Origin of the sequence: Maribacter polysaccharolyticus, from assembly GCF_028882255.1 — a bacterium.
Taxonomy (GTDB): domain Bacteria; phylum Bacteroidota; class Bacteroidia; order Flavobacteriales; family Flavobacteriaceae; genus Maribacter_A; species Maribacter_A polysaccharolyticus.
In genome coordinates, this window is sequence record NZ_JARBUY010000002.1 from 260399 (window position 1) to 286827 (window position 26429).

Annotated in this window: 21 protein-coding genes; 14 read left to right on the plus strand and 7 right to left on the minus strand. The window is 41.5% G+C overall.

Going from position 1 to position 26429, the window contains the following annotated elements:
- Nucleotides 1–2: 2 nt before the first annotated feature.
- From rpsK to ctlX, 11 genes are all read left to right on the plus strand, one after another.
- Nucleotides 3–395: a 30S ribosomal protein S11 gene (gene rpsK, locus PHU20_RS07075; protein WP_274824653.1), complete on the plus strand. Its 393-nt coding sequence runs from the start codon at nt 3–5 to the stop codon at nt 393–395.
- 87 nt (nt 396–482) lie between these two features.
- Nucleotides 483–1088 (plus strand): 30S ribosomal protein S4, encoded by a 606-nt coding sequence (rpsD, locus tag PHU20_RS07080; protein ID WP_154363814.1) that lies wholly within the window; start codon nt 483–485, stop codon nt 1086–1088.
- An 18-nt stretch (nt 1089–1106) separates the two neighbouring features.
- Nucleotides 1107–2099 carry a DNA-directed RNA polymerase subunit alpha gene (locus PHU20_RS07085; RefSeq protein WP_274824654.1) on the plus strand — a complete coding sequence of 331 codons (993 nt, stop codon included), beginning with the start codon at nt 1107–1109 and terminating at the stop codon, nt 2097–2099.
- Nucleotides 2100–2159: 60 nt separating this feature from the next.
- On the plus strand, nt 2160–2663 hold the full coding sequence (gene rplQ, locus PHU20_RS07090; protein ID WP_274824655.1) for a 50S ribosomal protein L17: 504 nt from the start codon (nt 2160–2162) through the stop codon (nt 2661–2663).
- A 202-nt stretch (nt 2664–2865) separates the two neighbouring features.
- Nucleotides 2866–3585, plus strand: a complete 720-nt coding sequence (locus PHU20_RS07095) for a hypothetical protein (protein WP_274824656.1) — start codon at nt 2866–2868, stop codon at nt 3583–3585.
- A gap of 77 nt (nt 3586–3662) precedes the next feature.
- Nucleotides 3663–4790: a glutamine-hydrolyzing carbamoyl-phosphate synthase small subunit gene (carA, locus tag PHU20_RS07100; RefSeq protein ID WP_274824657.1), complete on the plus strand. Its 1128-nt coding sequence runs from the start codon at nt 3663–3665 to the stop codon at nt 4788–4790.
- A gap of 101 nt (nt 4791–4891) precedes the next feature.
- Entirely contained in the window at nt 4892–6184 is a 1293-nt protein-coding gene (gene eno, locus PHU20_RS07105; RefSeq protein WP_274824658.1) for a phosphopyruvate hydratase, read from the plus strand.
- 113 nt (nt 6185–6297) lie between these two features.
- Entirely contained in the window at nt 6298–7839 is a 1542-nt protein-coding gene (locus tag PHU20_RS07110) for a glycogen synthase (RefSeq protein ID WP_274824659.1), read from the plus strand.
- Between the two features lie 131 nt (nt 7840–7970).
- Entirely contained in the window at nt 7971–9254 is a 1284-nt protein-coding gene (locus PHU20_RS07115) for a citrate synthase (RefSeq protein ID WP_274824660.1), read from the plus strand.
- A 103-nt stretch (nt 9255–9357) separates the two neighbouring features.
- Nucleotides 9358–10275, plus strand: coding sequence for a dimethylarginine dimethylaminohydrolase family protein (locus PHU20_RS07120; protein ID WP_274824661.1), 918 nt, complete (start codon nt 9358–9360; stop codon nt 10273–10275).
- Nucleotides 10276–10365: 90 nt separating this feature from the next.
- Nucleotides 10366–11298 carry a citrulline utilization hydrolase CtlX gene (gene ctlX, locus PHU20_RS07125; RefSeq protein ID WP_274824662.1) on the plus strand — a complete coding sequence of 311 codons (933 nt, stop codon included), beginning with the start codon at nt 10366–10368 and terminating at the stop codon, nt 11296–11298.
- A gap of 24 nt (nt 11299–11322) precedes the next feature.
- Here the strand turns inward: ctlX and PHU20_RS07130 are convergent, their stop codons facing one another.
- The 4 genes from PHU20_RS07130 to PHU20_RS07145 all read right to left on the minus strand — a co-directional run bounded on the left by PHU20_RS07130 (nt 11323) and on the right by PHU20_RS07145 (nt 16861).
- A complete protein-coding gene (locus tag PHU20_RS07130) occupies nt 11323–13833 on the minus strand; it encodes an outer membrane beta-barrel protein (RefSeq protein ID WP_274824663.1) in 2511 nt (836 codons plus the stop codon).
- An 81-nt stretch (nt 13834–13914) separates the two neighbouring features.
- Complete coding sequence (locus tag PHU20_RS07135) at nt 13915–14727, minus strand: AraC family transcriptional regulator (RefSeq protein WP_274824664.1); 813 nt, start codon at nt 14725–14727, stop codon at nt 13915–13917.
- A gap of 287 nt (nt 14728–15014) precedes the next feature.
- Nucleotides 15015–16439 (minus strand): SDR family oxidoreductase, encoded by a 1425-nt coding sequence (locus PHU20_RS07140; RefSeq protein ID WP_274824665.1) that lies wholly within the window; start codon nt 16437–16439, stop codon nt 15015–15017.
- Complete coding sequence (locus PHU20_RS07145; RefSeq protein ID WP_274824666.1) at nt 16436–16861, minus strand: hypothetical protein; 426 nt, start codon at nt 16859–16861, stop codon at nt 16436–16438. The genes PHU20_RS07140 and PHU20_RS07145 overlap by 4 nt, the downstream gene beginning before the upstream one ends.
- Nucleotides 16862–16977: 116 nt before the next feature.
- Here PHU20_RS07145 and argS point away from each other — a divergent pair, with 116 nt between their 5' ends.
- A complete protein-coding gene (gene argS, locus PHU20_RS07150; protein WP_274824667.1) occupies nt 16978–18765 on the plus strand; it encodes an arginine--tRNA ligase in 1788 nt (595 codons plus the stop codon).
- Nucleotides 18766–18859: 94 nt separating this feature from the next.
- On the opposite strand, the gene PHU20_RS07155 is transcribed toward argS, so the two are convergent.
- From PHU20_RS07155 to PHU20_RS07165, 3 genes are all read right to left on the minus strand, one after another.
- Entirely contained in the window at nt 18860–21355 is a 2496-nt protein-coding gene (locus PHU20_RS07155) for a TonB-dependent receptor plug domain-containing protein (RefSeq protein ID WP_274824668.1), read from the minus strand.
- Between the two features lie 55 nt (nt 21356–21410).
- Nucleotides 21411–22322 carry a FecR family protein gene (locus tag PHU20_RS07160; RefSeq protein ID WP_274824669.1) on the minus strand — a complete coding sequence of 304 codons (912 nt, stop codon included), beginning with the start codon at nt 22320–22322 and terminating at the stop codon, nt 21411–21413.
- Nucleotides 22323–22399: 77 nt separating this feature from the next.
- Complete coding sequence (locus PHU20_RS07165; protein WP_274824670.1) at nt 22400–22912, minus strand: RNA polymerase sigma factor; 513 nt, start codon at nt 22910–22912, stop codon at nt 22400–22402.
- A 105-nt stretch (nt 22913–23017) separates the two neighbouring features.
- On the opposite strand from PHU20_RS07165, the gene PHU20_RS07170 reads away from it, so the two are divergent.
- Nucleotides 23018–24781, plus strand: a complete 1764-nt coding sequence (locus PHU20_RS07170) for a hypothetical protein (protein WP_274824671.1) — start codon at nt 23018–23020, stop codon at nt 24779–24781.
- A gap of 275 nt (nt 24782–25056) precedes the next feature.
- On the plus strand, nt 25057–26397 hold the full coding sequence (gene ffh / locus PHU20_RS07175) for a signal recognition particle protein (RefSeq protein ID WP_274824672.1): 1341 nt from the start codon (nt 25057–25059) through the stop codon (nt 26395–26397).
- Nucleotides 26398–26429: the final 32 nt, after the last annotated feature.

Consider the following 26429-nt stretch of genomic DNA (forward strand, 5'->3'; position numbering starts at 1 on the left):
TTATGGCAAAGTCAAATGCAAAAACGGCCAAGAAACGTAAGGTTATAGTTGATGCTGTAGGAGAAGCTCACGTAACGGCATCTTTCAATAACATCATTATTTCATTGACCAATAAAAAGGGAGACGTTATTTCTTGGTCATCAGCTGGTAAACAAGGATTCAGAGGGTCTAAGAAGAACACTCCTTATGCTGCACAGGTAGCTGCCGAGGATTGTGCCAAAGTAGCCCATGAAGCCGGTCTAAGAAAGGTGAAGGTTTATGTAAAGGGACCTGGTAATGGTAGGGAATCCGCAATTCGTTCCATACATAATGCAGGGATCGAGGTTACCGAAATCATCGATGTTACGCCTATGCCACACAATGGCTGTAGACCTCCAAAGAGAAGAAGAGTATAATTAACAACAGTAATTCACAGGAGGTGTAGTTACGATTATCGAAGGATTAAGCCTTAATTCATAATCACATTTCCAAACAAATAGAAGATGGCAAGATATACAGGACCAAAAAGTAAAATCGCCCGTAAATTCGGTGAAGCGATTTTTGGAGACGATAAGTCTTTTGAAAAGAAAAATTATCCTCCAGGACAACACGGACAAAATAGACGTAGGGGTAAAAAATCCGAATACGCAGTTCAGTTGATGGAGAAACAAAAAGCGAAATATACCTATGGTATATTGGAACGCCAATTTAGAAATCTGTTTTCCAGTGCGAACAGAAGTAAAGGCGTTACCGGTGAGGTGCTTTTGCAATTATGTGAGTCCAGACTGGACAATGTTGTTTATAGAATGGGTATTTCCACTTCAAGAAGGGGAGCAAGACAATTGGTTTCACACAGACATATTACGGTTAACGGGGAGTTGGTGGATATTCCATCATATTCGTTAAAAGCCGGTGATGTTGTTGGGGTAAGGGAAAAATCGAAGTCGCTGCAAACCATCCAAGATTCCTTGGCGGCCAGTAATCATGTGTACGAATGGATTACCTGGAATTCTGAAAAGAAAGAGGGGACCTTTGTTTCCATTCCAGAGAGAATACAGATTCCTGAGAACATTAAGGAACAATTAATAGTCGAGTTATACTCAAAATAAAACAACACTGATCCAATTATGGCATTATTTAATTTTCAGAAACCCGATAAAGTAATAATGATCGATTCTTCAGATTTCGAAGGGAAATTTGAATTTCGACCATTGGAACCTGGCTACGGATTGACCATAGGGAATGCATTGCGAAGAGTTTTGCTTTCTTCTTTGGAAGGCCATGCGATTACTTCGGTAAGAATCGACAAAGTCGAACATGAATTCTCTGTTATACCTGGTGTTGTAGAAGATGTTACCGAGGTTATCCTAAATTTGAAACAAGTTCGTTTCAAAAAACAGATTGAGGATTCTGAAGCAGAAGTGGTATCTATTTCCGTAAGTGGTAAAGAACAGTTGACTGCAGGCGATTTTCAAAAATTCATTTCGGGATATCAAGTATTGAATCCTGATTTGGTGATTTGTAACATGGATTCCAAAGTGGCGATCAATATGGAAATCGTTATTGATAAAGGTAGGGGATATGTTCCTGCCGAGGAAAATAAGAAATCGAATGCTGCTTTGGGTACCATTGCCATCGATTCTATTTTTACACCGATCAAAAATGTAAAATACAGTATCGAGAACTTTAGGGTAGAACAGAAAACCGATTATGAAAAATTGGTTTTTGAAATCGTTACCGATGGATCTATCCATCCAAAGGATGCTTTGACAGAAGGTGCCAAGGTTTTGATTCACCATTTCATGTTGTTCTCCGACGAGCGAATTACATTGGAAGCCGATGAAATTGCTCAAACCGAAACCTATGATGAGGAATCATTGCATATGCGTCAGTTGTTGAAGACCAAATTGGTTGATATGGACCTTTCAGTACGTGCTTTGAATTGTTTGAAAGCCGCTGAAGTGGATACCTTGGGTGATTTGGTTTCCTTCAATAAGAACGATTTGATGAAGTTCAGGAATTTTGGAAAGAAATCCTTGACTGAATTGGAAGAATTGGTGATCAATAAAGGTCTTAGCTTCGGTATGGATCTTTCAAAATATAAATTAGACAAAGATTAAATAATCATATTTTGCTCCTCGGCTAATTCGGGTTTGGTAGCAAGATGATAAAATTAAGAGATGAGACACGGAAAAAAAGTTAATCATTTAGGAAGAAAGGCAGCCCATAGAAAGGCGATGTTGGCCAATATGGCCTGTTCCTTGATCGAGCACAAGAGAATCAATACCACTGTGGCCAAGGCCAAAGCCCTAAAACAGTTTGTTGAGCCTTTGATCACAAAGTCAAAAGCGGAAAACAACCAAACTGCGGATAAGGGTACGCATAACAGACGTATCGTTTTCAAATACCTAAGAAACAAATTGGCAGTTGCGGAATTGTTCAGTGAGGTATCTGAAAAAGTAGGGGATAGACCCGGTGGTTATACAAGGATCATTAAACTTGGGAACCGATTGGGGGATAATGCGGATATGGCAATGATCGAATTGGTTGATTTTAATGAGATCTACAATGCGGACAAGGCTAAGAAGAAAACTACAAGACGTAGTAGAAGAGGTAGTGGTGCTAAAAAAGAGGTTCCGCCGGTTCCTGTGGCTGATAACAAATCTGACGATTCAGAAGAATAGGATGTCATTTACCAATACAATTTACAGAAGGATAAGCTTAACGGTTTATCCTTTTTTTATATAATTAAAATGGGGATTGATATTTGGGGGTATAATGGAATATCCTACCGTATCTGAAATTGGATTATCCGGAATGGGCTTCTTGAAAGCGGAATATTGTTTATTTTTAAACAGTTGGAATATAATTGAAATTCATCGGTATATGGGAAAATTAATATCTTATGTTGTTTTATTGTCCGTAACCTTCGTTAGTCTACCGATTTTTGGCCAGACTTTACAGCTTCCCTTTGCCTCGAGTGATTATGTCGAAATTCCAGGGGGATCCACGTTAAGTTTGGTAAACAGGAAGGATATTATAAAAAATAAGACCGTCGACGGTTCCCCTTACATCTATCAAACCTGGGAAAATGATTCCAAAGTGTACTTTGAGGATAAGGTATACACTTTCAAACGCTTCAATTACAATGCATATGCGGAACGATTTGAAGCTAAGATTTCTGAGGATTCGGTTTATATCATTAATCCTAGAGGGGTCGATAAAGTCATTATACGGGATAAGGTATACAGGAGGTATTTGGATACGGAATATATGAGGAACTCTTATTTCGAAGAGATTCTGGTCGCTAACGACTTCCTTTTCTTACGAAAACATTTTATCGTTATGCGTGAGCCGAACATAAATCCATTGACGAAAGTTCCCGAAGGGTTGCCCAAATTACTTCATCAGGAAGATTATTATGTGAAAAAGGGGGCAAATGAACTGTTGGAAAAGTTGAAATTCAGGAAAAAGGATGTATTGAAATTAATATCCGAAAATAGTCTAAAGGAAGTGGAGACGTATGTGAAGAAGCATAAATTAAAATATAACAATCTTCACGATGTTGTTTCAATTCTTAAGTATTATTTAGCTATAACCACTTAATTATATATATTCAAATCCTGAAGTTTGGATGAAAGGAAATTAAATACAAGAGTAAAGCAAAATTAAAATAATTATTAATGAAATATCAATCTAAGAAAAAAGCATTGTTGTTATTGGCCGATGGAACCGTTTTTTATGGAAAATCAGTTGGAGGAAAAGAAGGAACGTCCTTTGGGGAGGTTTGTTTCAACACTGGTATGACCGGATATCAGGAGATTTTTACAGACCCTTCCTATTTTGGACAACTTATGGTCACTACCAATGCCCATATTGGCAATTATGGAACCAATGAAGATGAATCGGAATCCGATAACGTCAAGATTGCCGGGTTGATCTGTAAGAATTTCAGCTACGATTATTCCCGACCCGATGCCGACAAAAGTTTGTTGGAATTTTTGGAGGCGAACAATACCCTGGCCATTTCCGATGTGGATACAAGGGCTTTGGTGGGGTATATACGTGATCACGGTGCCATGAATGCCGTAATATCGACCGAAGTGGATGACTTGGATAAGCTGAAAGAAGCGCTTAAGGAAATGCCCGGTATGGAAGGTCTTGAGTTGGCGTCGAAAGTCTCTACCCAAGAAGCGTACTTTTTTGGGGATGAAAACGCCACTTACAAGGTTTCCGCTTTGGATATCGGAATTAAAAAGAATATCCTTAGAAACCTTGCCAAGAGGGACTGTTACATAAAAGTGTTCCCGTACGATACCTCCTTTGAGGAAATGGGTTCATGGAATCCTGACGGTTATTTCATTTCCAATGGCCCTGGTGATCCGGAACCTTTGAAAAATGCCATTCAAACCGCCAAGGATATCATTGCAAGTGATAAACCCCTCTTTGGTATCTGTTTGGGGCATCAGGTAATTGCCTTGGCAAATGGGGTGTCTACCTATAAGATGTACAACGGACATCGTGGTATAAACCATCCGGTAAAGAATTTGCTCACGGGCAAAGGGGAAATCACAAGTCAAAACCACGGTTTTGCCATCAATAGGGAAGAGACGGAGTCACACCCCGAATTGGAGATTACCCATGTACATCTCAATGATCATACCGTAGCGGGTCTGCGCATGAAAAACAAGGATGTTTTCTCTGTGCAATACCATCCGGAAGCCAGTCCGGGACCCCATGATGCGGAATATCTTTTTGATCAGTTTATTGAATTGTTGGCGAAATCGTCCAAAGTGAAACAAGAAGTTTAAACTATCGTTATTTTGATGTAAAAAGAGACCTTAAAAGCCTCTGAAAAGTAGCTCGTTTTGTATCTTTGTACCTTCAAAAATCAATACTAAAACAAATTCATATGAGTATTATTCTTAGTGTCCATGCGAGACAAATTTTAGATTCTCGGGGCAATCCAACAGTAGAGGTAGATGTAATTACGGAAAATGGTGTTATGGGGCGTGCTGCGGTGCCTTCAGGCGCTTCAACCGGTGAGCACGAGGCCGTTGAACTTCGTGATGGTGGCAGTGCTTTCATGGGTAAAGGAGTCAGCAAAGCGGTTGAAAATGTAAATACCGTCATAGCGGAAGAGATTTTGGGAATGTCTGTCTTTGAACAGAACCTTATAGATCAAACCATGATAGATTTGGATGGTACGCCAAACAAATCAAAACTCGGTGCCAATGCAATTCTAGGGGTTTCTTTGGCTACGGCAAAAGCTGCTGCCAACGAGCTTGGAATATCATTATACAGGTATGTAGGTGGTGTCAGTGCAAATACACTTCCGGTTCCTATGATGAATATCATAAACGGTGGTTCGCATTCAGATGCGCCGATCGCTTTTCAGGAATTCATGATCATGCCCGTAAAGGCCAAAAGTTTTACCCATGCCATGCAAATGGGAACTGAAATATTCCACAATCTTAAAAAAGTATTGCACGATAGAAACCTAAGTACCGCGGTTGGTGACGAAGGTGGTTTTGCACCTACTTTGGACGGTACGGAGGATGCTATTGAAACCATCGGTAAAGCAGTTGAAAATGCAGGGTATAAATTTGGTAGCGAAGTGATGATCGCTTTGGATTGCGCTTCTGCCGAATTCTACGAAAACGGAAAATACGATTATACGAAATTCGAGGGCGACAAAGGTGCTGTACGTACTTCAGAGGAACAAGCCAAGTATTTGGCCGAACTTTGTGAAAAGTACCCTATTATCTCCATTGAAGACGGTATGGATGAAAACGACTGGGACGGTTGGAAAGTCTTGACTGAAATGATCGGGGACAAAGTGCAATTGGTAGGTGATGACCTTTACGTTACCAATGTAGAGCGTTTGTCAAAAGGTATTGAAAATGGTATTGCCAATTCAATCCTAATCAAAGTAAACCAAATAGGTTCTTTGACCGAAACCATTGCTGCAGTAAACATGGCCAAGGATGCTGGATACACTTCAGTAATGTCACACCGTTCAGGTGAGACTGAAGACAATACGATCGCCGATTTGGCGGTGGCATTGAATACGGGTCAGATAAAAACCGGTTCTGCTTCACGTTCGGATAGAATGGCCAAATACAATCAATTGCTCCGCATCGAAGAGGAATTGGGAAGTACGGCATATTTTCCACAAGAGAAAGCATTTAAGGTAAACCAGTAATGTTAAAATAATTTTAAAAAGCCTTTCATTTGAAAGGCTTTTTTTTTGGCTTTGAGTCTAAGTTTAAGTAACTTCATAGCATAATGATTATTAATTAATGATTACGCTATTGCATGACTAATTTTCTTTTCGTAGCCGCGGAAAATGATGGGCTATATAAATGTAAGGCTGGGGGTATGGGCGATGTGGTCCGCGATGTGCCAAGGCAAATTTCAGAAAGGGGGGATAAAGCCCATGTCATTGTGCCGGCCTATTCCAGGCTACATAAAGGAGGGACGTTCAAAACCCTGCTTCATTTTGAGCTGCGGGGGACGATTTATACCGCCGAGTTGTATGAGGTTGTTCCCAAGAAAGAGTTTCCCAATGTCCACCACTATGTCATCCACCATCCGGAAATCGAAGCTGGGGATATAGCCCAGATTTATCACAACAACCCGGTTGAACCCTTTTATTCGGATTTCATAAAATACGTGATTTTCTGTACAGCCGTGGCCGAGGCCATAAAACAAGGCGCTTTTGGTGACTTGGATATCGTGCATATGCACGATTGGCATTCGAGTCTGGTGGTGTTTTTAAAGACCTTTCACCCAGCATACGAAGTGCTCAAGAAAATCAGATTCGTATATAGCATCCACAATTTGGCAATACAGGGCATTCGGCCTTTTGAGAATAATTATGCATCGCTACGGAATTGGTTTCGGGACATCGATTATGATACCGATCAACTGAAAGACTATAGATATCAGGATTGTATTAACCTGATGGCCGTTGGTATCCGTTTTTCAGATGCCGTACATACCGTTTCGCCGTCGTATAAGGAAGATGTACTGCTACCTAGCGCTCCGCCCGAATTCATAGGAGGGGAAGGGCTAGAGGTCGATTTACTGAAGGCGGAAAACGAAGGTAGGTTGTTCGGTATTCTAAATGGCAGTAATTATTCCAATATTAGGGTGGCCCAGAAAAACCAGATCTATGGAAATATCATTATCGCCATTTTTCAATGGCTTCAGGAAGAATCAAAAAAATATAAGGCGGACTTTTTGGCCCATACCGGGGAAAAAGTGGTTAAGTATTTAACGGCACCACCCAGTTTTGTTGTATCCAGTGTGGCACGCTTAACCGAACAGAAATTTTATTTCTTTAAACGGTCTCCAGAGGCTTTGATCGAAATATTGAGGAAGTTGGAGGAACGCAATGGCATCCTTATGATTTTAGGGACGGGAGCTCCCGAATATGAGGAGTTGCTAAGGTCCATTAGTTATCAATATTCCAACCTGATCTTTATCAATGCCCAATCGGAAGATGTTATTGATTCCATTTATTTGGAAACAGACCTGTATTTCATGCCAAGCCTCTTTGAGCCTTGTGGAATCAGTCAAATGCTTGCCATGAGAAATGGACACCCCTGTTTGGTTCATCATACAGGTGGATTAAAGGATACGGTGGAACATATGAAAACCGGATTTAGTTTTGATGGGGATACCTATGATGAAAAAATCAAGAACATGGTTGCCTCATTCGATGTTGTCCTTGATGTCTTTTATAACGATAAGGAACTTTGGAAAAAGTTACAGAGCAATGCGAAAAAAATGCGATTTACATGGAAGAAGTCCGTTGACGAATATTATAAGTCCTTATATCTGTGTAGCTCATAGCCTTTTTTTGATACATTTCCACCTAAATATTTCACTGAATTTCCTATAAGGATTATTAACAATTGCGGAATTGTTAAAATGATGCGTTTTCCTTAAATTTACCGCTTGATTTAACTCATTAAAATAAAAAAATGTCAGACAAAGCAATTCTTGAATACGATGGTAAGAGGTATGAATTCCCAGTAATAAAGGATACTGAGAATGAATTGGCCATCGACATCAAATCATTAAGGTCGTCCACAGGGATGATAACCATTGATCCGGGCTTTAAGAATACCGGTTCATGTGAGAGTGAAATAACTTTTTTGGATGGTGAAAAAGGAATGCTTAGGTATAGGGGGTATGCGATAGAGGAACTGGCCGAAAAGGCCGATTTTCTGGAAGTTGCCTATCTACTGATATTTGGTGAATTACCCAATAAAGAACAGTTGGAGACCTTTCATGAGGATATAAAAGCCGAATCCCAAGTAGATGAGGAGATGAAGAAAATTTTGGATGGTTTTCCAAAGTCGGCACACCCAATGGGGGTTTTATCTTCCTTGACAAGTGCTTTGATCGCATTTAATCCCACATCGGTGAATATCTCTTCTGAAAAGGATATGTACCATGCCATTGTAAAGATTTTAGGGAAATTCCCTGTTTTGGTGGCTTGGACCATGCGTAAAAAGAAAGGCTTGCCCCTTGATTATGGCGATGATAATTTGGGCTATGTTGAAAATCTTCATAAAATGATGTTCAAAAAGCCGAGTAAGGAATACAAAAGCAATAAGATCGTCATCGACGCCCTGGATAAATTGTTGATCCTTCATGCGGATCACGAACAAAACTGTTCTACCTCGGCGGTTCGTATCACCGGTTCATCCCACGCAGGATTATTCGTTTCATTGTCCGCAGGGATATCAGCCCTTTGGGGTCCCTTGCACGGAGGGGCCAACCAAGCGGTCATTGAAATGTTGGAAGCCATTAAGGAAGATGGTGGGGATACCCATAAATATATGGATAAAGCCAAAGACAAAAACGATGAGTTTAGGTTGATGGGATTTGGTCACCGGGTTTATAAAAACTTTGACCCAAGGGCTAGGATAATTAAAAAGGCGGCCGACGAGGTGCTAGAAGATTTGGGTATTGTAGACCCTATTTTGGATATTGCGAAGAGCTTGGAGAAAGTAGCCTTGGAGGATGAATATTTTGTAGAACGAAACTTATATCCCAATGTGGATTTTTATTCCGGAATCATTTATAGGGCCCTGGGTATTCCACGTGAAATGTTCACGGTGATGTTCGCCATGGGAAGACTTCCGGGGTGGATTGCACAATGGAGGGAAATGAGACTTCGACATGAGCCGATAGGAAGGCCAAGGCAAGTGTATATCGGGAAAACGTATAGACCTTTTAAACCTTTGGAAGAAAGGTAAACACTTTGGAAACTTGTATAGGAAACACCCTTTTTTAATTTAGATTAGGGTGTTTTTTTATGGTCAAAGATTCCGATTGTCTATATTTGGTCAAAATTTAGGCATGTTGCACCTGCATATAAATAACGAAACCTCAAAGTTGAAGGCAGTGATTTTGGGTACGGCCAAGGCAAGCGGTCCCGTTCCACTACCTGAAGAGGCCTATGACCCAAAGTCCTTGGAGCATATCCTGTTGGGCACGTATCCAAAGGAAGAGGATATGGTCAAGGAAATGGAGGCATTCGCAAAGGTTTTTGAAAAATATGGGGTACGGGTCTTTCGACCTGAAGTCATTGCCGATTGCAATCAGATATTTTCAAGGGATATAGCTTTCGTCATAGACGATAAGTTGGTCAAGGCGAATATCCTACCCGATCGGGAGGAAGAATTCGAGGCCATTCGTCATGTACTCGATATGATCAAAGAAGAAAACATCCTATATCCACCGGAGGAAGTACATATTGAAGGAGGGGATGTGATGCCTTGGGGCGATTATATCTTTATCGGTACTTATACGGGGAGCGATTATCCCGATTATATAACGGCACGGACCAATAAGGAAGGGGTTGAATATATTCAAGGGATGTTCCCGGGGAAAAAGGTCAAATCTTTCGAATTGCGAAAGTCGATCAAGAACCCCAGGGAAAATGCATTGCATTTGGATTGTTGCTTTCAGCCTGTTGGCAGGGATAAGGCGATCATACATAAGAACGGCTTTTTGATTGAAGAGGAATACGAATGGCTGGTCGCCTATTTTGGTAAGGAGAATATCTTTGAGATCACATCCGATGAGATGTATCAAATGTATAGCAATGTATTCTCGATTGCCCCGGATGTTGTTGTTTCTGAACGTAATTTCAATCGATTGAATACTTGGTTAAGGGAACAGGGCTTTACGGTCGAGGAAATTCCCTATGCCGAAATCTCTAAACAGGGAGGTTTATTGCGCTGTAGCACGATGCCCTTGGTTCGGGAACAATAAGTTCGGTATAAGTTCAAAACAATTTTACGATATAATTAAGCCATTACCCTTACCGAAAAGGTATATTTGCCATAATACATAACTTCAAGGATGCAGATTACCAATACCATATTGATGATTCGCCCGATTAACTTCAGGATGAACGAGCAAACCGCCGTGAACAATTATTTCATGGAGGAATTGGAATTGAAAAATCAGACCATAAATTCAAAAGCCCAGACCGAATTCGATGCATTTGTGAAGGCATTGAGGGATAAAGGGGTTCAAGTGATCGTTGTTGATGATACCGATGAGTTCGATACTCCGGATTCCATTTTTCCGAACAATTGGATATCATTCCATGAGAATGGGACCGTTGTCATCTATCCGATGTTCGCCGAGAACAGAAGAAATGAACGAAGGGAGGATATTTTGGATATCCTCGAGGAAAAAGGGTTCGAAATAAGGGATATTGTGGATTATACTTCGGCGGAAGGGCAAGATGTTTTCTTGGAAGGTACCGGAAGTATACTTATGGACAGGGTACACCAAAAAGTGTATTGCGCCTTGTCCGATAGGGCCCATGAGGAATTGATCATTGAATTCTGTGAGGATTTCGATTGTTTCCCTGTTATTTTTACGGCCAACCAAACGGTGGACAACCAGCGCTTACCCATTTACCATACCAATGTTATGATGGCTTTGGGGGAGGATTTTGCCGTAATCTGTTTAGATGCCATCGATGATAAGAAAGAGCGTAAGAACGTTATCGACCATCTAAAAAGGGATGGGAAGGAGATTATCGCAATTACCGAAGCACAAATGCATTTTTTTGCAGGGAATATGCTCGAAGTCCTAGGGGCCGATAATAAACGTTTTTTGGTAATGAGTTCGGCGGCATTCAATAGTCTTGATTCCGGTCAATTGGCACAAATAAGGAAACGTTGCGAGATCATCCATAGTCCGTTGGATACCATCGAGACTTGCGGTGGGGGTAGTGCACGTTGTATGATGGCAGAGGTGTTCTTGCCAAAGAAGCGCTGATGCCCCAAGGAATACTACGGGAGCTTAAAATTCTTTCTTTCCGAATTCACTCTCAATGAATTTAGACTTGTTTTTTGTCGGGTTGAATACGTATGTTAGGTTGATCGATACCATATCCACTTCATACCTGTAATTGGTGGTGGTATAAAATTCATTGGCCTTCAGGGTGGTTATGCGCTGTTCGTTCGATCGCAATAGCCCCATGTCCATATTTTGCCATTGCAAGGTCGCCGTCAATTTATTGTCGAGAAATGTTTTCCGAAAAGTAAGGTTCGGGTTGTAAAATCTTGAATCCTCCCCTTGGGCGGTATTTCTATCGGACAGGTAATTGAAAGTAAATTGTACCGAGGCATTTTCCCAAAACGAATAGGTGGAATTGACATTAAAGGAATAGACCGTAGCAGAGCTATTTACGTCATAATTTCTGGTAATACCGTCCCGGTGCCTAAAAGTAAAGGCGCCTTCAATATCATAAGAGTATACATTTGCCCCTATATAATTAGACCAGTTTTCTGTGGGTTTAAGTTGGGCGCCCACTTCCAATCCCAGCGAATTGCTTTTTCCGACGTTGGAGTATACCCGATTGATAATGCTATCCAATACTGAACCATCGGTTTCATAAGCCAAGGTATTCACTCGGTTAATGACATTGTTTACATGCCTGTAGTAGGCCGTTGCGCTTAATGAATGGCCGCCTTTGAAATTTTTGACAACCCCAAGTTCTGCCAAATCTATGAATTCCGGTTTTAATCGATTGTCCCCTTGTTCAAAAACTTCGGAATGCTCCCGCTCTGCGAAACTGTTCATTTTAAGGGTTGTAGTTCGCTCAACCCGTTTACTATAGGCCGCTTTTATTTTTGTGGATTCATTTGCGGCATAATGTAAGGATGCCGAGGGGAATAATTTAACAAAATCATACTCGTAGGTCTGTTCGGGGTCGGTTGTTTTTAAATCTTCCTTATAGGTGCGATCCATCGATTCAACACGTAGGCCACCTGCATAATCCCATTTCTCTTTTGTGCCCGTCAATTGTGCATAGCCGGAATGTAATATCCGCTCAAGACTTATGTCACTTGAAAATTCCGGAACCAGCACTCCGTCACGTTCGTAAACAAACTCCCCCTTATGGTCCAAGGCCCTGAATTGATATCCTGTTTCCAAGGTTCCTATGGACAAGGGTTTCCATTGGTAATCAATGTTGACGCGATATCCATTCAAAGGGTTGTCGTTTGTATTGTATTCCTGTTGGTAAATGATGTCCCGATCAATAAGCCCTAAATTGTCATTATAGGTAGGGCCTCCCAAAAAGGTATACTCGTATAAAAACGATGTAGCCAATTTTGATTCGTTATCGAAGGTATGGGAATAGTCAAAACTACCCAAGACAAAATCCCCTTTCCGGGTTCTTAGGTTGTGGTTGAAATATTGGAAAGTATATTCCCTGTTGTTACTGTTTATCGGGGAAACCGCATGGTTGTCGTAATAATCGATATCGGCCAAACGGTCGACGGTATGTTTTCCTGCATAAAAACCCAAAGAAAAGGTATCCGAATCATTTGGGGTAAAATCAATATTTAACCTTCCGTTGTAGTTAAGGTCGTCAAAACTGCGTTCACCATCCGAAGGTAAAAAGGTCTGCTTGTCTTCGGGTTCATTAATGACAAAAACCTCTCCTTCCCTTCTACCGGTTTTATCATTGCGTTGGTAACTGGCCCCAAACGAAAAGTTCCAATTTTCGGTTTTTTTGTTCAAGGTGGCATCGATCCCATATCTTTGGGCGGCTTCTTGGGTGTCATAAGGTTCTATGGAAGGGAATCCGCCTCGAATATTAATTTGTGCATAGGTGCCGTTCATAGCCCCTTTTTTTGTGATTATATTGATAATACCTCCTTTTCCTTCCGGGTCGTATTTAGCAGATGGTGCCGTAATCAATTCAACCGATTCTATGGCATTCGCCGGTAATTGTGCCAAGAGGGCACTGGCATCGCCCTGGGTGGGCTTCCCATTCATCAAAACGGCAAATCCTTTGCTGCCCCTTACGCTGATTTCCCCTTGAACGTCGATACTTACCGAGGGAATGTTCTTTACAATGTCAACGGCATTGCCCCCTTGGCTATTTTGAAACTTCTTCGTATCATAAACCTGACGGTCTATTTTATGGATGACCGTTGCTCGTTCGGCACTGACAATTACTTCGTTAAGTTGATTCTGGTAAATAGAGAGTGCAATGGAACCTAAATCCATGGCAGTACCCCTATGTTGAATTTGGATGGGGGAAATGGTTTCTTTTTGGAACCCTATGAACGAAGCTTCTAAATAGTAATTGCCTTTTTTCAAGTTGTTTAGGGAGAAATGGCCATCGGTATCCGTAACAACACCGGTTACCACGGTACTGTCCTGTTCATTGTAAACTACCGCTGTGGCGTATTCGATAGGGGACCCATCAGCATTGTCCACAATTCTTCCGGTCAATTGTCCGAAACTATGATTTGCAAAAAGTAAAAGGAATAAACTACTCAGGTGTTTCAACTTCAAGGTACACTGGTTTTATGGTTGTCCTGCAAACATAGGGCCAATGTTCATTTGAAAATGGTCTATTCGTAAAATTAATGGTACTTATGACACGGCTTCTTTTTTAAATTGTAATGGTGTCTGCCCAACCTGTCTCTTAAAGTACTTGATAAAATGGGAGGTATCTTTAAATTCGAGAAAAAAAGAAATTTCCGCGACCGAAAGATCGGTAAATAGAAGTAGTCGTTTTGTTTTTTGGACCATGTAGGACGCAATAACTTCGGAAGCTGTTTTTGAAAACCTTTTTTTACAGAGCAAGTTGAGGTTTTGGGCCGTAGTGTTGAGGTTTTCCGCATAAAAACGAACATTGTTTTTAGGATGTTTTTCCAAGAGCGCGATAAATTTCGTAGTCATATCGACCGAGGGGTTGGCGGTAACTTCCGCGTAGGATATTATTTTGGCCAATAGGGATTTTAAACAGCCCTCGAGGATCTCTTTTTGAACAGGGGAATTCTGTTTTATTTCTCGGGTAAGGGTTTCAAATAAGGTTTCTATGGTAGGGTCTTTGGGCACTTTTGAGACCTGAAGGTCGTGTAGCCTTGCCAATAGGGTGCCAAGACTTTTATCAAGACTTTTAGCAAGGAACGCTTCTTTTATGATGATCACATACCCCTTTGGTATCGTATCTATTTCCCAATTGTGGATTTGCTCTTTCCAAATAAAGAAGAAAATGGGGGGTGTTATTGGGTAAGGCTTTCCGTCCAAATAATGGAATCCTTCACCTTCTTGAAAATACACCAGTTCTAGATATTTATTGTGCCTATGGGGTTTCGTATATCGCTTGCTTGGGTCAAAGGGTTCTATTTTAATGGCGTCTACGGGCGAGATCTTGTTGTAAGTGACTATTTTTTTCTCCATTAATCAAATTGATTTTAATACTAGCGGCAATTTTAACCATATGCAAGAGGCAATGAAGGGCGAAAATAATACGTTCCATATAATAATACGGTCCTGAAATCCCTAAAATAACAATCCTATAGGTCACCCGTGTTTTTCTAACACCCTTTTAATGAAAATCCCGGTCGTCACGACCCCTAAAATGCCCAAACGGTAAAGCCCACGGTAAACATCATGGAACACGGTCCAATCCCAAATAAAACAACCAAAATGGCTCGGACCTTGCTTACCGGTGAACGGAATGGATATTAGGTATTGGTAATATTTCGAATCATTCCCCCAAAAATAAAATAATGAAAGGGAAGTATACTGTACCAATATAAACGACCTTTTAGGCCACGGGGCCTAAAGGTAGCCGTTTGGTGCAGGATGTCGTCGTCGTCGATTTTAAACTCCAACCAAGCCTCTCCGGGCAACTTCATTTCGGCAAAAAGCAAGAGTCTTTTGGCCTTCTTGTCCGCCAAAAGCACCCGCCAGAAATCCAAGGCATCTCCGGTGTAAATCTTATCTGGGTGGGTGCGTCCCCGTCGTAAACCTACCCCGCCACTCATTTTGTCGAGAATACCCCTTATTTTCCAAAGCCAATTGCCATAGTACCATCCGTTTTCACCCCCTATTTTCCAAATGTTCCCCAAAACGGCATCTACATCGGTAACCTTTCTTTTTTGTACATCTTTGAGGACCCCATATTTGGGTACCTGAATGTACTGTTCATAATTTTTTTGGAATCGCCCGCTGATCATACTGTCTTTCCAACTGCTGATGACCAAATTTTGTTCGATTTTTTTGAAGGCCATTGCGATGGCTTCCCTGTAGCTATGGGTTTTTATGCCCAAGATATCCTGCAGCCTTCGGTCTTTGGCAACTACCTCCATCTTCATACTGTCCACAAGGTTAACCGCCAATTTGTAAGAGGTAGAGGTAACGAAATAGAGCCAATACGAAGATAATTTAGGGGTCATGATCGGTACGGTTACGATCCAATTTTTAAACCCCCTGCACTTGGCATATTCGTGTAACATTTCTTTGTATGTCATCACATCCGGGCCCCCGATATCAAAAGAATCGTTATAGGTTTTTTCATTGCCGATAACCCCTGTCAAGAATCGTATGACGTCCCTGATGGCAATGGGTTGGGTTTTGGTCAATACCCATTTGGGGGTGATCATAAAGGGTAATTTCTCACAGAGATCGCGGATGATCTCAAAGGAAGAACTGCCCGATCCCACAATAATACCCGCCCTTAGAACGGTTAGGTTAAAGGGGCCTTGGTAAAGGGTTTCCTCAACGTTCTTACGGGATTCCAAATGTTTTGACAGCTTTTCCTCATTGACGATCCCACTCAAATAAATGACCTGTTTTACATTGGTTTCGGCCATATATGCATTAAAGGTAACGGCCGATCGAGCCTCCTTTTCATCAAAGTCGGAGGTCGATGAACTCATGGAGTGGATAAGGTAATACGCTATATCAATATCTTTCGGGACCAAATCGGGGATATATCCCTTCAAAAAATCAATTTCAATGATCTTGATCTTTTCTTTGGTCAAAGCATCAATGGAAAAGCGGTTTTTGTCCCTTACGGCACAGATAACCTCGTGGCCCAACTCCAGTAGTTGGGGAAGTAATCGCATGCCGATATAGCCATTGGCCCCGGTGAGTAGAATTTTCATAAGTCCTCGATTGAAGTGGGTTTTTGGTCTGTTTTGTAATCCAAGACCTTTCTAAAGAACTTTTGAACGGCTTTGGTATCCGATTTCACTTTTACAAAGTGGTTGTCCCTGTAGATTGAATATACGGCAGGGGCACCCTTGTAAATGGCCAATTTATAAAAGGGGATGATCAGAGCATAGGAGTCCAATAAAGAGCGGAAACCCACGATGATCCCTTTGGGGCGTAATTCAATATTGCAGCAGTCGATATTGTTGTCCAATAACAATAAATTCCTGATTTCGATACTGGCCGCTGTAATGAACAATTTAGGGGATCCAATACCGCCCATTGCCCAGCGTTCTTTAAGGGTAAAGGGCTTCCCGACTTCCCGATCGATCTTTTGGGTAATTTCACTACGGTTGTACGAAACATTGAGTAACATGTTGATTCTTTTTCGATAGCAGTACTAAAGTTAACCAATTCAAGACGATTTAGAGAATCGCGGTATTACTAAAGCCTAAAAAATGTTTAGTTTTGCAGCTCATAATCCAATAGTAAATGAACATTCAAGAAGTCCTGTCGGATAAGGTCAAAGAAGCGATTTATTCAATTTTCAATGTGGAATTGCCCCATGTGGAATTTCAACCTACACGAAAAGATTTTGAAGGGGATGTCACTGTAGTGGTATTTCCCATGCTTCGATTCGTAAAGGGGAATCCAGAGCTGATCGGCAAGCAAATCGGGGAGTTTCTTCAAAATAATGTGGATGAGGTTTCCGGTTTTAATGTGGTCAAGGGTTTTTTGAACATTGTGATCTGCGATTCTTATTATCTCAGTTTCTTCAATACGATAAAGGAATTGGCTGATTATGGACGCGTATCCGAGCCCGGGCATGAAGCGGTAATGGTGGAGTATTCCTCCCCCAATACCAATAAGCCCTTACATTTAGGCCATATTAGGAACAATTTATTGGGATATTCCGTGGCCGAGATCTTAAAGGCGGCAGGGAAAAAGGTGTACAAGACCCAGATAATAAACGATAGGGGTATCCATATCTGTAAGAGTATGTTGGCCTGGCAACGCTTCGGTAATGGGGAAACCCCGGAAAGTTCCGGCTTGAAAGGGGATAAGTTGGTAGGGAATTATTATGTGGCCTTCGATAAGGCCTATAAGGCCGAGATTGCCGAAATGATCGCTGAAGGGGTCGAAAAGGAAATCGCGGAAAAGGAAGCTCCTATTTTAAAGGAAGCACAGGAAATGCTTCGAAAATGGGAGGCCGGTGATGAAGAAGTGGTTACCCTATGGAAAAGAATGAACGGTTGGGTGTATAAAGGTTTTGATGAGACCTATAAAAACCTTGGGGTCGATTTTGACCAGTTGTATTATGAGAGCAATACCTATCTTTTAGGGAAGGATGTGGTTGCTGACGGATTGGAAAAAGGCATCTTTTATAAAAAGGGGGATGGGAGCGTTTGGATCGATCTTACCGACGAAGGCCTCGATGAAAAAATAGTCTTGCGTTCGGACGGTACGGCGGTATACATGACCCAGGATATAGGAACGGCCATACAGCGTGTCAAGGATTTTCCTGATATAACGGGAATGGTCTATACGGTAGGGAATGAGCAGGATTACCATTTTAAGGTATTGTTTTTGATCCTTAAAAAATTAGGTTTCACATGGGCGGAAAGATTACACCATTTGAGTTATGGTATGGTGGATCTTCCCAGTGGTAAAATGAAGAGTAGGGAAGGTACCGTTGTTGATGCCGATGATCTTATGGACGATATGTCCCAAACAGCGGCAACGATTTCCGAAGAATTGGGCAAGTTGGAGGAGTATACCGATACCGAAAAACAGGAGCTATTCCGAATGATCGGATTGGGTGCCCTAAAGTATTATATTCTTAAGGTAGATCCTAAAAAACGTATTTTGTTCAATCCCGAGGAATCGGTCGATTTTCAGGGGAATACCGGACCGTTCATACAGTACACTTATGCCAGGATACAGTCTATCCTAAGAAAGGCGGATAAAATCGAGATTGTTTGGTCGACTACGGTAGCTAATACTTTGGAACTTCACTTAAAAGAAAAGGAACTTTTAAAACAGTTACAATTGTTCCCGGAGACCATTCAATTGGCGGCCGAGAATTATAGTCCGGCATTGATTGCCAATTATACCTATGACCTGGTCAAGGAATTCAATTCCTTTTATCAGCAAGTCTCTATCTTGGGGGAATCCGATGAGGAAAGAAAAATACTTCGGGTTCAACTATCCAAGAAAGTGGGGGAAGTGATCCAATCCGCATTTTTGTTATTGGGCATACAGGTTCCCGAACGTATGTAATAGGGAATATGTCGGGTTCTGACGACTGAAAATTTGTCGGCATGATGGTATGCTCCCGAACCGATGCCGTTCCGGTAAAGTATCGAAGGTGCCATTAAAAGGCCACCCTGAAACTGATGTTCGGGGTAAGGCCCAAAGAGACACTTTCCACCGTTTCAATTTCATCGTTTTCATTTATTTGATAATACCTGGTCAAAATATTTTTACGGTCGGTTAAGTTCAAGACGGATGCTCCGGCCGTGGCCTTTATTTTAGGGCTTATCTTAAAATCATAAATCGCGGAGGCATCGGCCCTAAGATATTCGGGCAATCGACTACTGTTCGGTTTCTGATAGGCAATACTACTAGGGAAAAATCTGTTATCGACCGGATTTTCCGGGTCAGGTTGCGTATAGGGCTTTCCGGTCTTGTAATTCAGGCTTATTCCGAATTTAAAGTGGTTATGGGTGTAGTTTCCGGCAAAGGATATCGTGTGCCTGATATCTAAATTGTTCGGAAAGGTAGGTGGGGCGACTTCATCGAAAGTATAGTCGTTCACGTTATAGCCATAGCTGAGCCATGCACTATAATCCCTGGTTTTTTTATTGATGAGGAATTCCAAGCCTCTTGCGGTATAATTGCCGATCTCCTCATTGAATTGCCCCTCGTTCTGAAAACCTTGGGTTCTGGCACTTATTCCGGTAACCTCTTTATAAAAGCCCTCGACCCCTATATAAAGACTTTGATGGTCATAATTAAGGCCCAATGAGCCTTGCCTGCTTTTGGTAATGGGTAAAGGCAATAAGCTGTTTTCAGGGTCTGCGATATACCAACGTCGTTTTTCCACGCCTAGGAAATTTTGTTCCAGATCAACTACCTGATGGGTGGTTTGGTTTTTGAATTCGCCCTGTAGCTCGATCTTCAGGTTTTTCTGAAATTCATAATTAAGATTAAGCCTGGGTTCTATACGGTATTCCTTAAACGTGTCGAGGTTTTCATTATAGTTGAGTCTGGCACCACCACGGGCATAGAAAGTTTTGTTGGGAGACCGATACTCCAATTCAGAAAAAACGGCATGTGTCCGCATCACCACCTTTGAATTGTTGCTGTATGGGGGTTCGGTAACATCGGAAAAATTCAATACCCCGGTTTCTGTAAATTGGTACCCGTTAAGCCAATCCAATGATTCTGCCAACTTCAAGGAGGTATTGATCTTAAGACCTGTTTCAATAACTTCATTTCGCTGCGATAACAACTGGGACGAACCTTCCGAGGTATTCCTCGAATCTAGGTTGTACTTGGTATAATAGGTATTGAGTTTGGTGTTGAATTTCGTATTCCAGGTACTTTCCAGACTTCCCCCGAAAGAAATATTCGTTTGGTTTAACCGGCTTTGGGTTTTGCTGGAATCACTAAGGTTTTCCTCAATATAATTGAGATTATTGTTGATGTTGATAAAACTGACCCGAATCTTGTGGTCTGGGTGAATATCGAATAGAAACTTTCCCGTAAAGTCATAAAAGTAAAAATCCTCGGTCCTTTTGGTATCTTCAGTCTGTCCGGCATCTTCATTGATTTGACTGTCTTGGAATACGCGGGAAAAAAATTGTTTGTACGTAGGGGTATCAAAAAAATCGGTCAAAGAGCGTCTGGCGGAAAATTGGAAGGCGGTATTTCTGGTCAATGGAACGTCTCCGAATATATCCCCATTGATAAGGTTAAAGCCTGCACCACCGTAAAAATCCCCGGTAATTTCATTATTGGTTTCCATATCCAGGACACTACTCACCCCGTCGCCGTATTGGGCACTTGTACCATTTTTAATCAAGGAGACTTTTTGGGTTAAGTAGGGGTTAAAGGCTGAAATAAGCCCAAAAAAGTGCCCGGATTGGTACATTTTCATGCCGTCCCAAAGAATAAGGTTTTGGTCATTGGTGCCTCCCCGTACATTGATGTTCGATACGGTTTCATCGATGCTTTCAATGCCAGGAAGCGCTTGAATGGTTTGTAGGACATCGGGTTCGATCAAACCTGGTAGAATGCCGAAATCTTTGGAAATCATACGAATACTTCCATCGATTTCCTTGTGAAGTCCCGTGGTTAAAAATTGGGATATGATGACCTCATCGAGTTGTTCGTAATTAAGATCCAACAACAGGACCGTACAGGGGTCGTGCTTTGTTAAATCTTCGGCCGGGATGAAAATGGGTTTGAAACCGATATGCTTTATCCGTATAATCGATTTCCTGGGGATGTCCTCCAAAGAAAATCGGCCCTCACTATCCGTAATCAAGGCAATATCGGTCCCTAAAACTTCTACCGAAGAACCCATTACCGTGTTTTGGCTATAATTATCCAAGACGGTTGCACAGATAGCTATCGTAGTGCTTTTGTATAGGGAATAGTAGCGTTCATCCAGTTTTTTTATCTTTAATGGGGTCTGTTCCTCAATATCGGCAAGGATCGATTTTAGATCTTTTGTAATATCAAGGGTAAGTAAGGTGTTGTCAATATCCTCGTCAACATAGGAGAATTTTATGTTGAACCTGTTTTCCAGGTTCTTAAGTACCGATGTGAGGGGTAATGATTCGGCATTATTTTCCTGTGCCATTGTTTTTTGGGGGGTAAAAAACAACAGTAAGCCTATAATAAGTATGAAAAGTGGTTTATGGTGCACTTTCGGCATAGAACAACACTTTATTTCCTTCTGATTTATACTTTAATTGAGAAGGTACGCTAATACTTTGTAACGCCAAAGTTACATCCGTGTTGCTAAAAGTACCGGTGAAAAGTTTGTTCAAATCAATATTTTGGGTTTGTACGGTAATAGCATGTTGCCTTTGAAGTTCTTCAAATACATATTTTAGGGGAATGCTTTTGAAGGTACTTTCCTTGTTGATCCATGAAGGCAATGCCGTATTGGTTTTTTCGGTGGGGATGATTTTCCCGTCGATGACCATGAAAGAGGATCCTGCGGGTAATTTGGTTTCTTTGTCCTGATAAGTAACGCTTACCAGGCCTTCAAAGCAGGTTACTTCGAAAATACCCTTGCGATTTTCAACATTGAATTGGGTGCCAAGTACGGCTACCGTACCCTGGTCTGTTTCTACCGTGAATTTTTTACCTTTGGCGACTTTAAAGAAAGCTTCCCCTTTTAAGGCGACCTTTCTCTTTTTGTCCCACTTTTTGGCGCTGAATGAAACTTCCGAATCGGCATTCAATATTAATTTTGAAGCATCGGGAAGTGTTATTTCTTCATTTTGGGCGTATTGGGTGGTGAAGGTCTCCTCCAAGGTGTTCAAATAAAAATAAGACCCGATCATAATGACTACCACTGCGGCAGCAACTTTTAAGAACCTTCTAAAGGGTTTTAAACGAATTACTTTTGTATCGGTCAGGCTTTGTTTGTTCCTTAAGGCTTCAAGTGCGGTTTCAGTATCGAAATCCGGTGCTTCCAAAGTGTCCGAAGTTTCTATAATGCGTTGATAGGAAGCATACTCGTCAGATTTTTTGAATGCTGCGAGCTCTTCCTCGGAGAGTTCGTTATTGAGCCATTTTGCCAAGTAATTCTCTTGCATGATTTCTTGCTTTACTTTTTTATAACAATCAAGGTTGAAAAAACCCTACCTGATCGTATTATTTAATTACCTCCGCCCTAAATCCCATCAATTTGGTCCCTAAGTGATTTTAAGGCCAGGTGCATCCGTTTTTCGATGGCCTTGACACTTACCCCCTCCATTTCGGCTATTTCCGCATATTTTTTACCATCGATCCTATTTAATAAAAAGGTGGTACGTTGGTTTTCCGGTAAGCCGTTTAATGCGGTATCCAGTTTTTTCTTGAACTCATTTTCCTCCATGACATATTCCGGGGTCTCATGATTCGTGGTATTCACCCGGTCGGCATACTTTAAACGTACTTTTTCAGCCTTTAAAACATTAAGGTAAAGATTGTTCGCTATCGTGTAAACATAGGCTTTGGCTTTGGGGGGTGTTACCTTGGAACAATTTTCCCAAAGTCGGGTAAAAGCTTCCTGAACGGCATCATAGGCTTTTTCCTCATTGCCGTATTTATAATATATATAGTTGAAAACCGTTTTGGAATTGGCCCTGAAGAGTTGGCTGTACACCTCTTCATTACATACGTTATCCTTGGTATCTTTATTCACAACACTAGTTTGGGACAAAGATATTTGAAAAAAATGAATAATTGGGGTAGGGTATTTTGGAAGTGGGTTGTTTTAAAGGGGTATAAACAAAAATGCCAAACCGATATGAAAAATTTTTTCAATTACATTTTTTACGTAAGCCTGTTGGTAATGGGACTAAGTTTCACTTCGTGCCAAGATGAATTTGAATCGTTACCTGATGAAGATGGACAGACCGAATCGATATCCTCCACTTCGACCACTGCGAAGTTGATAGAGAATACTACCGCCAATGATGGTTCTTTTGATAATATCGTGGATGCGGCGAGCTGTTTTAGTATTAACTTTCCTTATACGGTGAAGGTTAACGGCGTATCATTGACCATCAATGACATCGAAGATTTGGAAAGTATAGAAGAACTTCTTGATGCTGTCGACAACAATGAGGAGCTTTTGGATATTATTTTTCCCATTACGATCACATTGTCCGATTATTCGGAGCTGACGATAGACGGAATCGATGGTTTTGAGGAAATGGTGGAAGAATGTGTGGAAGGTGGGGAAGACGATGATATAGAATGTATAGATTTTGTGTATCCGATTACCCTCTACACTTTTGACCTTAATAATGAGGCTACCGGAAATGTGACCGTGGAAAGCGACATGGAGTTTAGGCTTTTCTTCGCAGGTTTGGATGAAAATGACCTGATAAGTATAGATTTCCCGGTGACTTTGGAACTATATGATGATACTACCGTTGTAGTGGAATCAAATGCCGAATTGGCCAATGCCATCGAAAATGCCAAGGATCTTTGTGATGAAGATGATGATGATGATTATAACGATGATGATTTTACGCAAGATGAGTTGGTCGATTATTTGGCGGGATGTCCTTGGTTGGTCAAACAAGTAAAAAGGAATGATCAGGACCAGACCGAACTATATTTGGATTATGTCTTGAATTTCGAAGAAGATGGGTCGGTATCTGCAACAGATGGTGAAGGTAATGTCTATGGTGGGGCTTGGAGCACCAGGGAAACCGATTTCGCATTACTTCTCGATTTGGAATTTGAATCGCTTGAGGTCTTTAATATGGAATGGTTCATATATGAACAAGGGGAAGGATTGGTGAATTTACATGTTAGCGACGGCAATACGATTATGTTGAGTAAGGCTTGCGATTTAGTCGATGATGACCCCACAACGTTGCGGGAGGCTTTAAAGGAATGCAGTTGGATCATCAAGGAAATATACAACGACGGTGTGGATGTAAAAAGGTTGTTGGGCTATGAATTCAACTTTATGGCAGAAGGTGTTGTAACCCTCAGCAATGGCGATGTGGTTTCTGATGGGACTTGGGAAGTTTCGACCAATGCACAAGGTAGATTGGTCATGGAGATTACCATGGGTGAAGAACAAAGTGTAAGTTTTGTATGGCCGTTATCCTCTCTTGATGACGAAAGATTGGAGTTCGAGATTACCGGTACCGATTATGAGTTGGTACTTGAAAGAAACTGTGATGACGATGAAAATGATGGGGACGTAACTTGGATCAGGGACCTATTCAGCGATACGCAATGGGAGCTGGCCTTGTTCTCCCAAAATGAAGATCCATTGACCGATGCCTATAGCGATTTCACCTATGAATTCAATACCGATGGTACCATTACGGTAATGGACCAGGATTTACTTGCGATCAGTACCGGCAACTGGTATGTGTATCGAAATAGTGAAGGCTACTTGGAAATGATCATCCGTTTTGGTTCGGAAAGTAATTTCTATCCATTAGGCAATGATTATCTCATCGTTGAGGTTGTGGAAAATCGTATAGAATTGAAGCATGAGAATGAGTACGATGGGTATGAACATCTGGTTTTTGAAAAGAAATAACCTAAAGGGTTGTCCTCGGAACAGTACCAAAATGTAGAAGATGGCAGGTTCGGGATTCCGCTAATATGACCTTTGTGGAAGTATAAACTTTTTTGCCCCAAATTTTTTTGAAAGCACCCACCTAATAAGGGGTGCTTTCTTATTTCTAATTTCCAGGAAGTCAGGTAGGCTATAAATTGTAAAATCCTGAATAATCGACTATTGTTATTAACACTCCCTTGCCTAAGCACGCTATATTTCTTTACTTTGCAATCCTCCGCTAATAAGGAAAGCATATGTTTGATAATTTAAGCGAAAAGTTAGATAAGGCCCTGCACGTTCTTAAAGGACACGGGCAGATTACGGAAATTAATGTAGCAGAGACCACCAAGGAAGTCCGGCGGGCTTTATTGGATGCCGATGTCAATTTTAAGATTGCCAAGGAATTTACCAATAGGGTCAAAGAGAAAGCCTTGGGCGAGAATGTACTGACCACTTTGCAACCGGGCCAGTTAATGGTCAAGATCGTTAAGGATGAGCTTACCCAACTTATGGGGGGTGAGACGGAAGGCATCAACCTTTCAGGTGCGCCTTCGGTCATTTTAATGTCGGGTCTTCAAGGTTCGGGTAAAACTACCTTTTCGGGTAAGTTGGCCAACTATCTAAAGACGAAGAAAACCAAGAAACCTTTGTTGGTTGCATGCGATGTTTATCGTCCTGCGGCCATTGATCAGTTGCATGTCGTGGGCGACCAAATTGGGGTAGAGGTATTTTCGGACCGTGACAACAACGATCCGGTGGCCATTGCCCAAGCTGGTATTGCCCATGCCAAGGCCAATGGTTATAATGTGGTCATCATAGATACCGCAGGTCGTTTGGCGGTTGATGAGAAGATGATGACCGAGATATCGAACATCCACAATGCCATACAACCCCAGGAAACTTTGTTCGTGGTAGATGCCATGACAGGTCAAGATGCGGTGAATACGGCGAAGGCCTTTAACGATGTACTTAATTTTGATGGGGTGATCCTTACCAAATTGGATGGTGATACCCGTGGGGGTGCCGCCATTTCGATTAAATCAGTGGTCGACAAACCCATTAAGTTCATCGGTACCGGGGAAAAGATGGAAGCAATCGATGTTTTCCATCCTTCACGTATGGCCGATCGTATTTTGGGAATGGGCGATGTGATATCCTTGGTTGAAAGGGCCCAAGAACAGTTTGATGAGGAGGAGGCCAGGAAAATCCAGAAAAAGATCGCCAAGAATAAATTCGGTTTTGACGATTTCCTCAATCAGATCCAACAGATCAAAAAAATGGGGAACATCAAAGACCTTATGGGAATGATCCCCGGAGCCGGAAAGGCTTTAAAAGGGTTGGATATCGATGATGACGCCTTTAAACATATTGAAGCGATCATTCATTCGATGACGCCCGAAGAACGGTCCACTCCCTCAAAACTGAATTCGAGCAGGAAAAAACGAATTGCCAAAGGTAGTGGTCGATCCATCCAAGAGGTCAATCAATTGTTGAAGCAATTCGACCAAATGAGCAAAATGATGAAAATGATGCAAGGTGGCGGCGGTAAGAAGATGATGCAAATGATGGGTGGAATGAAAGGAATGCGACCTTAACAATAGACAATAAACAATTAATAATTAACGAT

Bases quoted from the DNA above. Each gene is read 5' to 3' on its own strand.
- rpsK (WP_274824653.1), top strand. From the start codon at position 3: ATGGCAAAGTCAAATGCAAAAACGGCCAAGAAACGTAAGGTTATAGTT.
- rpsD (WP_154363814.1), top strand. From the start codon at position 483: ATGGCAAGATATACAGGACCAAAAAGTAAAATCGCCCGTAAATTCGGT.
- PHU20_RS07085 (WP_274824654.1), top strand. From the start codon at position 1,107: ATGGCATTATTTAATTTTCAGAAACCCGATAAAGTAATAATGATCGAT.
- rplQ (WP_274824655.1), top strand. From the start codon at position 2,160: ATGAGACACGGAAAAAAAGTTAATCATTTAGGAAGAAAGGCAGCCCAT.
- PHU20_RS07095 (WP_274824656.1), top strand. From the start codon at position 2,866: ATGGGAAAATTAATATCTTATGTTGTTTTATTGTCCGTAACCTTCGTT.
- carA (WP_274824657.1), top strand. From the start codon at position 3,663: ATGAAATATCAATCTAAGAAAAAAGCATTGTTGTTATTGGCCGATGGA.
- eno (WP_274824658.1), top strand. From the start codon at position 4,892: ATGAGTATTATTCTTAGTGTCCATGCGAGACAAATTTTAGATTCTCGG.
- PHU20_RS07110 (WP_274824659.1), top strand. From the start codon at position 6,298: ATGACTAATTTTCTTTTCGTAGCCGCGGAAAATGATGGGCTATATAAA.
- PHU20_RS07115 (WP_274824660.1), top strand. From the start codon at position 7,971: ATGTCAGACAAAGCAATTCTTGAATACGATGGTAAGAGGTATGAATTC.
- PHU20_RS07120 (WP_274824661.1), top strand. From the start codon at position 9,358: ATGTTGCACCTGCATATAAATAACGAAACCTCAAAGTTGAAGGCAGTG.
- ctlX (WP_274824662.1), top strand. From the start codon at position 10,366: ATGCAGATTACCAATACCATATTGATGATTCGCCCGATTAACTTCAGG.
- PHU20_RS07135 (WP_274824664.1), bottom strand. From the start codon at position 14,727: ATGGAGAAAAAAATAGTCACTTACAACAAGATCTCGCCCGTAGACGCC.
- PHU20_RS07140 (WP_274824665.1), bottom strand. From the start codon at position 16,439: ATGAAAATTCTACTCACCGGGGCCAATGGCTATATCGGCATGCGATTA.
- PHU20_RS07145 (WP_274824666.1), bottom strand. From the start codon at position 16,861: ATGTTACTCAATGTTTCGTACAACCGTAGTGAAATTACCCAAAAGATC.
- argS (WP_274824667.1), top strand. From the start codon at position 16,978: ATGAACATTCAAGAAGTCCTGTCGGATAAGGTCAAAGAAGCGATTTAT.
- PHU20_RS07155 (WP_274824668.1), bottom strand. From the start codon at position 21,355: ATGGCACAGGAAAATAATGCCGAATCATTACCCCTCACATCGGTACTT.
- PHU20_RS07160 (WP_274824669.1), bottom strand. From the start codon at position 22,322: ATGCAAGAGAATTACTTGGCAAAATGGCTCAATAACGAACTCTCCGAG.
- PHU20_RS07170 (WP_274824671.1), top strand. From the start codon at position 23,018: ATGAAAAATTTTTTCAATTACATTTTTTACGTAAGCCTGTTGGTAATG.
- ffh (WP_274824672.1), top strand. From the start codon at position 25,057: ATGTTTGATAATTTAAGCGAAAAGTTAGATAAGGCCCTGCACGTTCTT.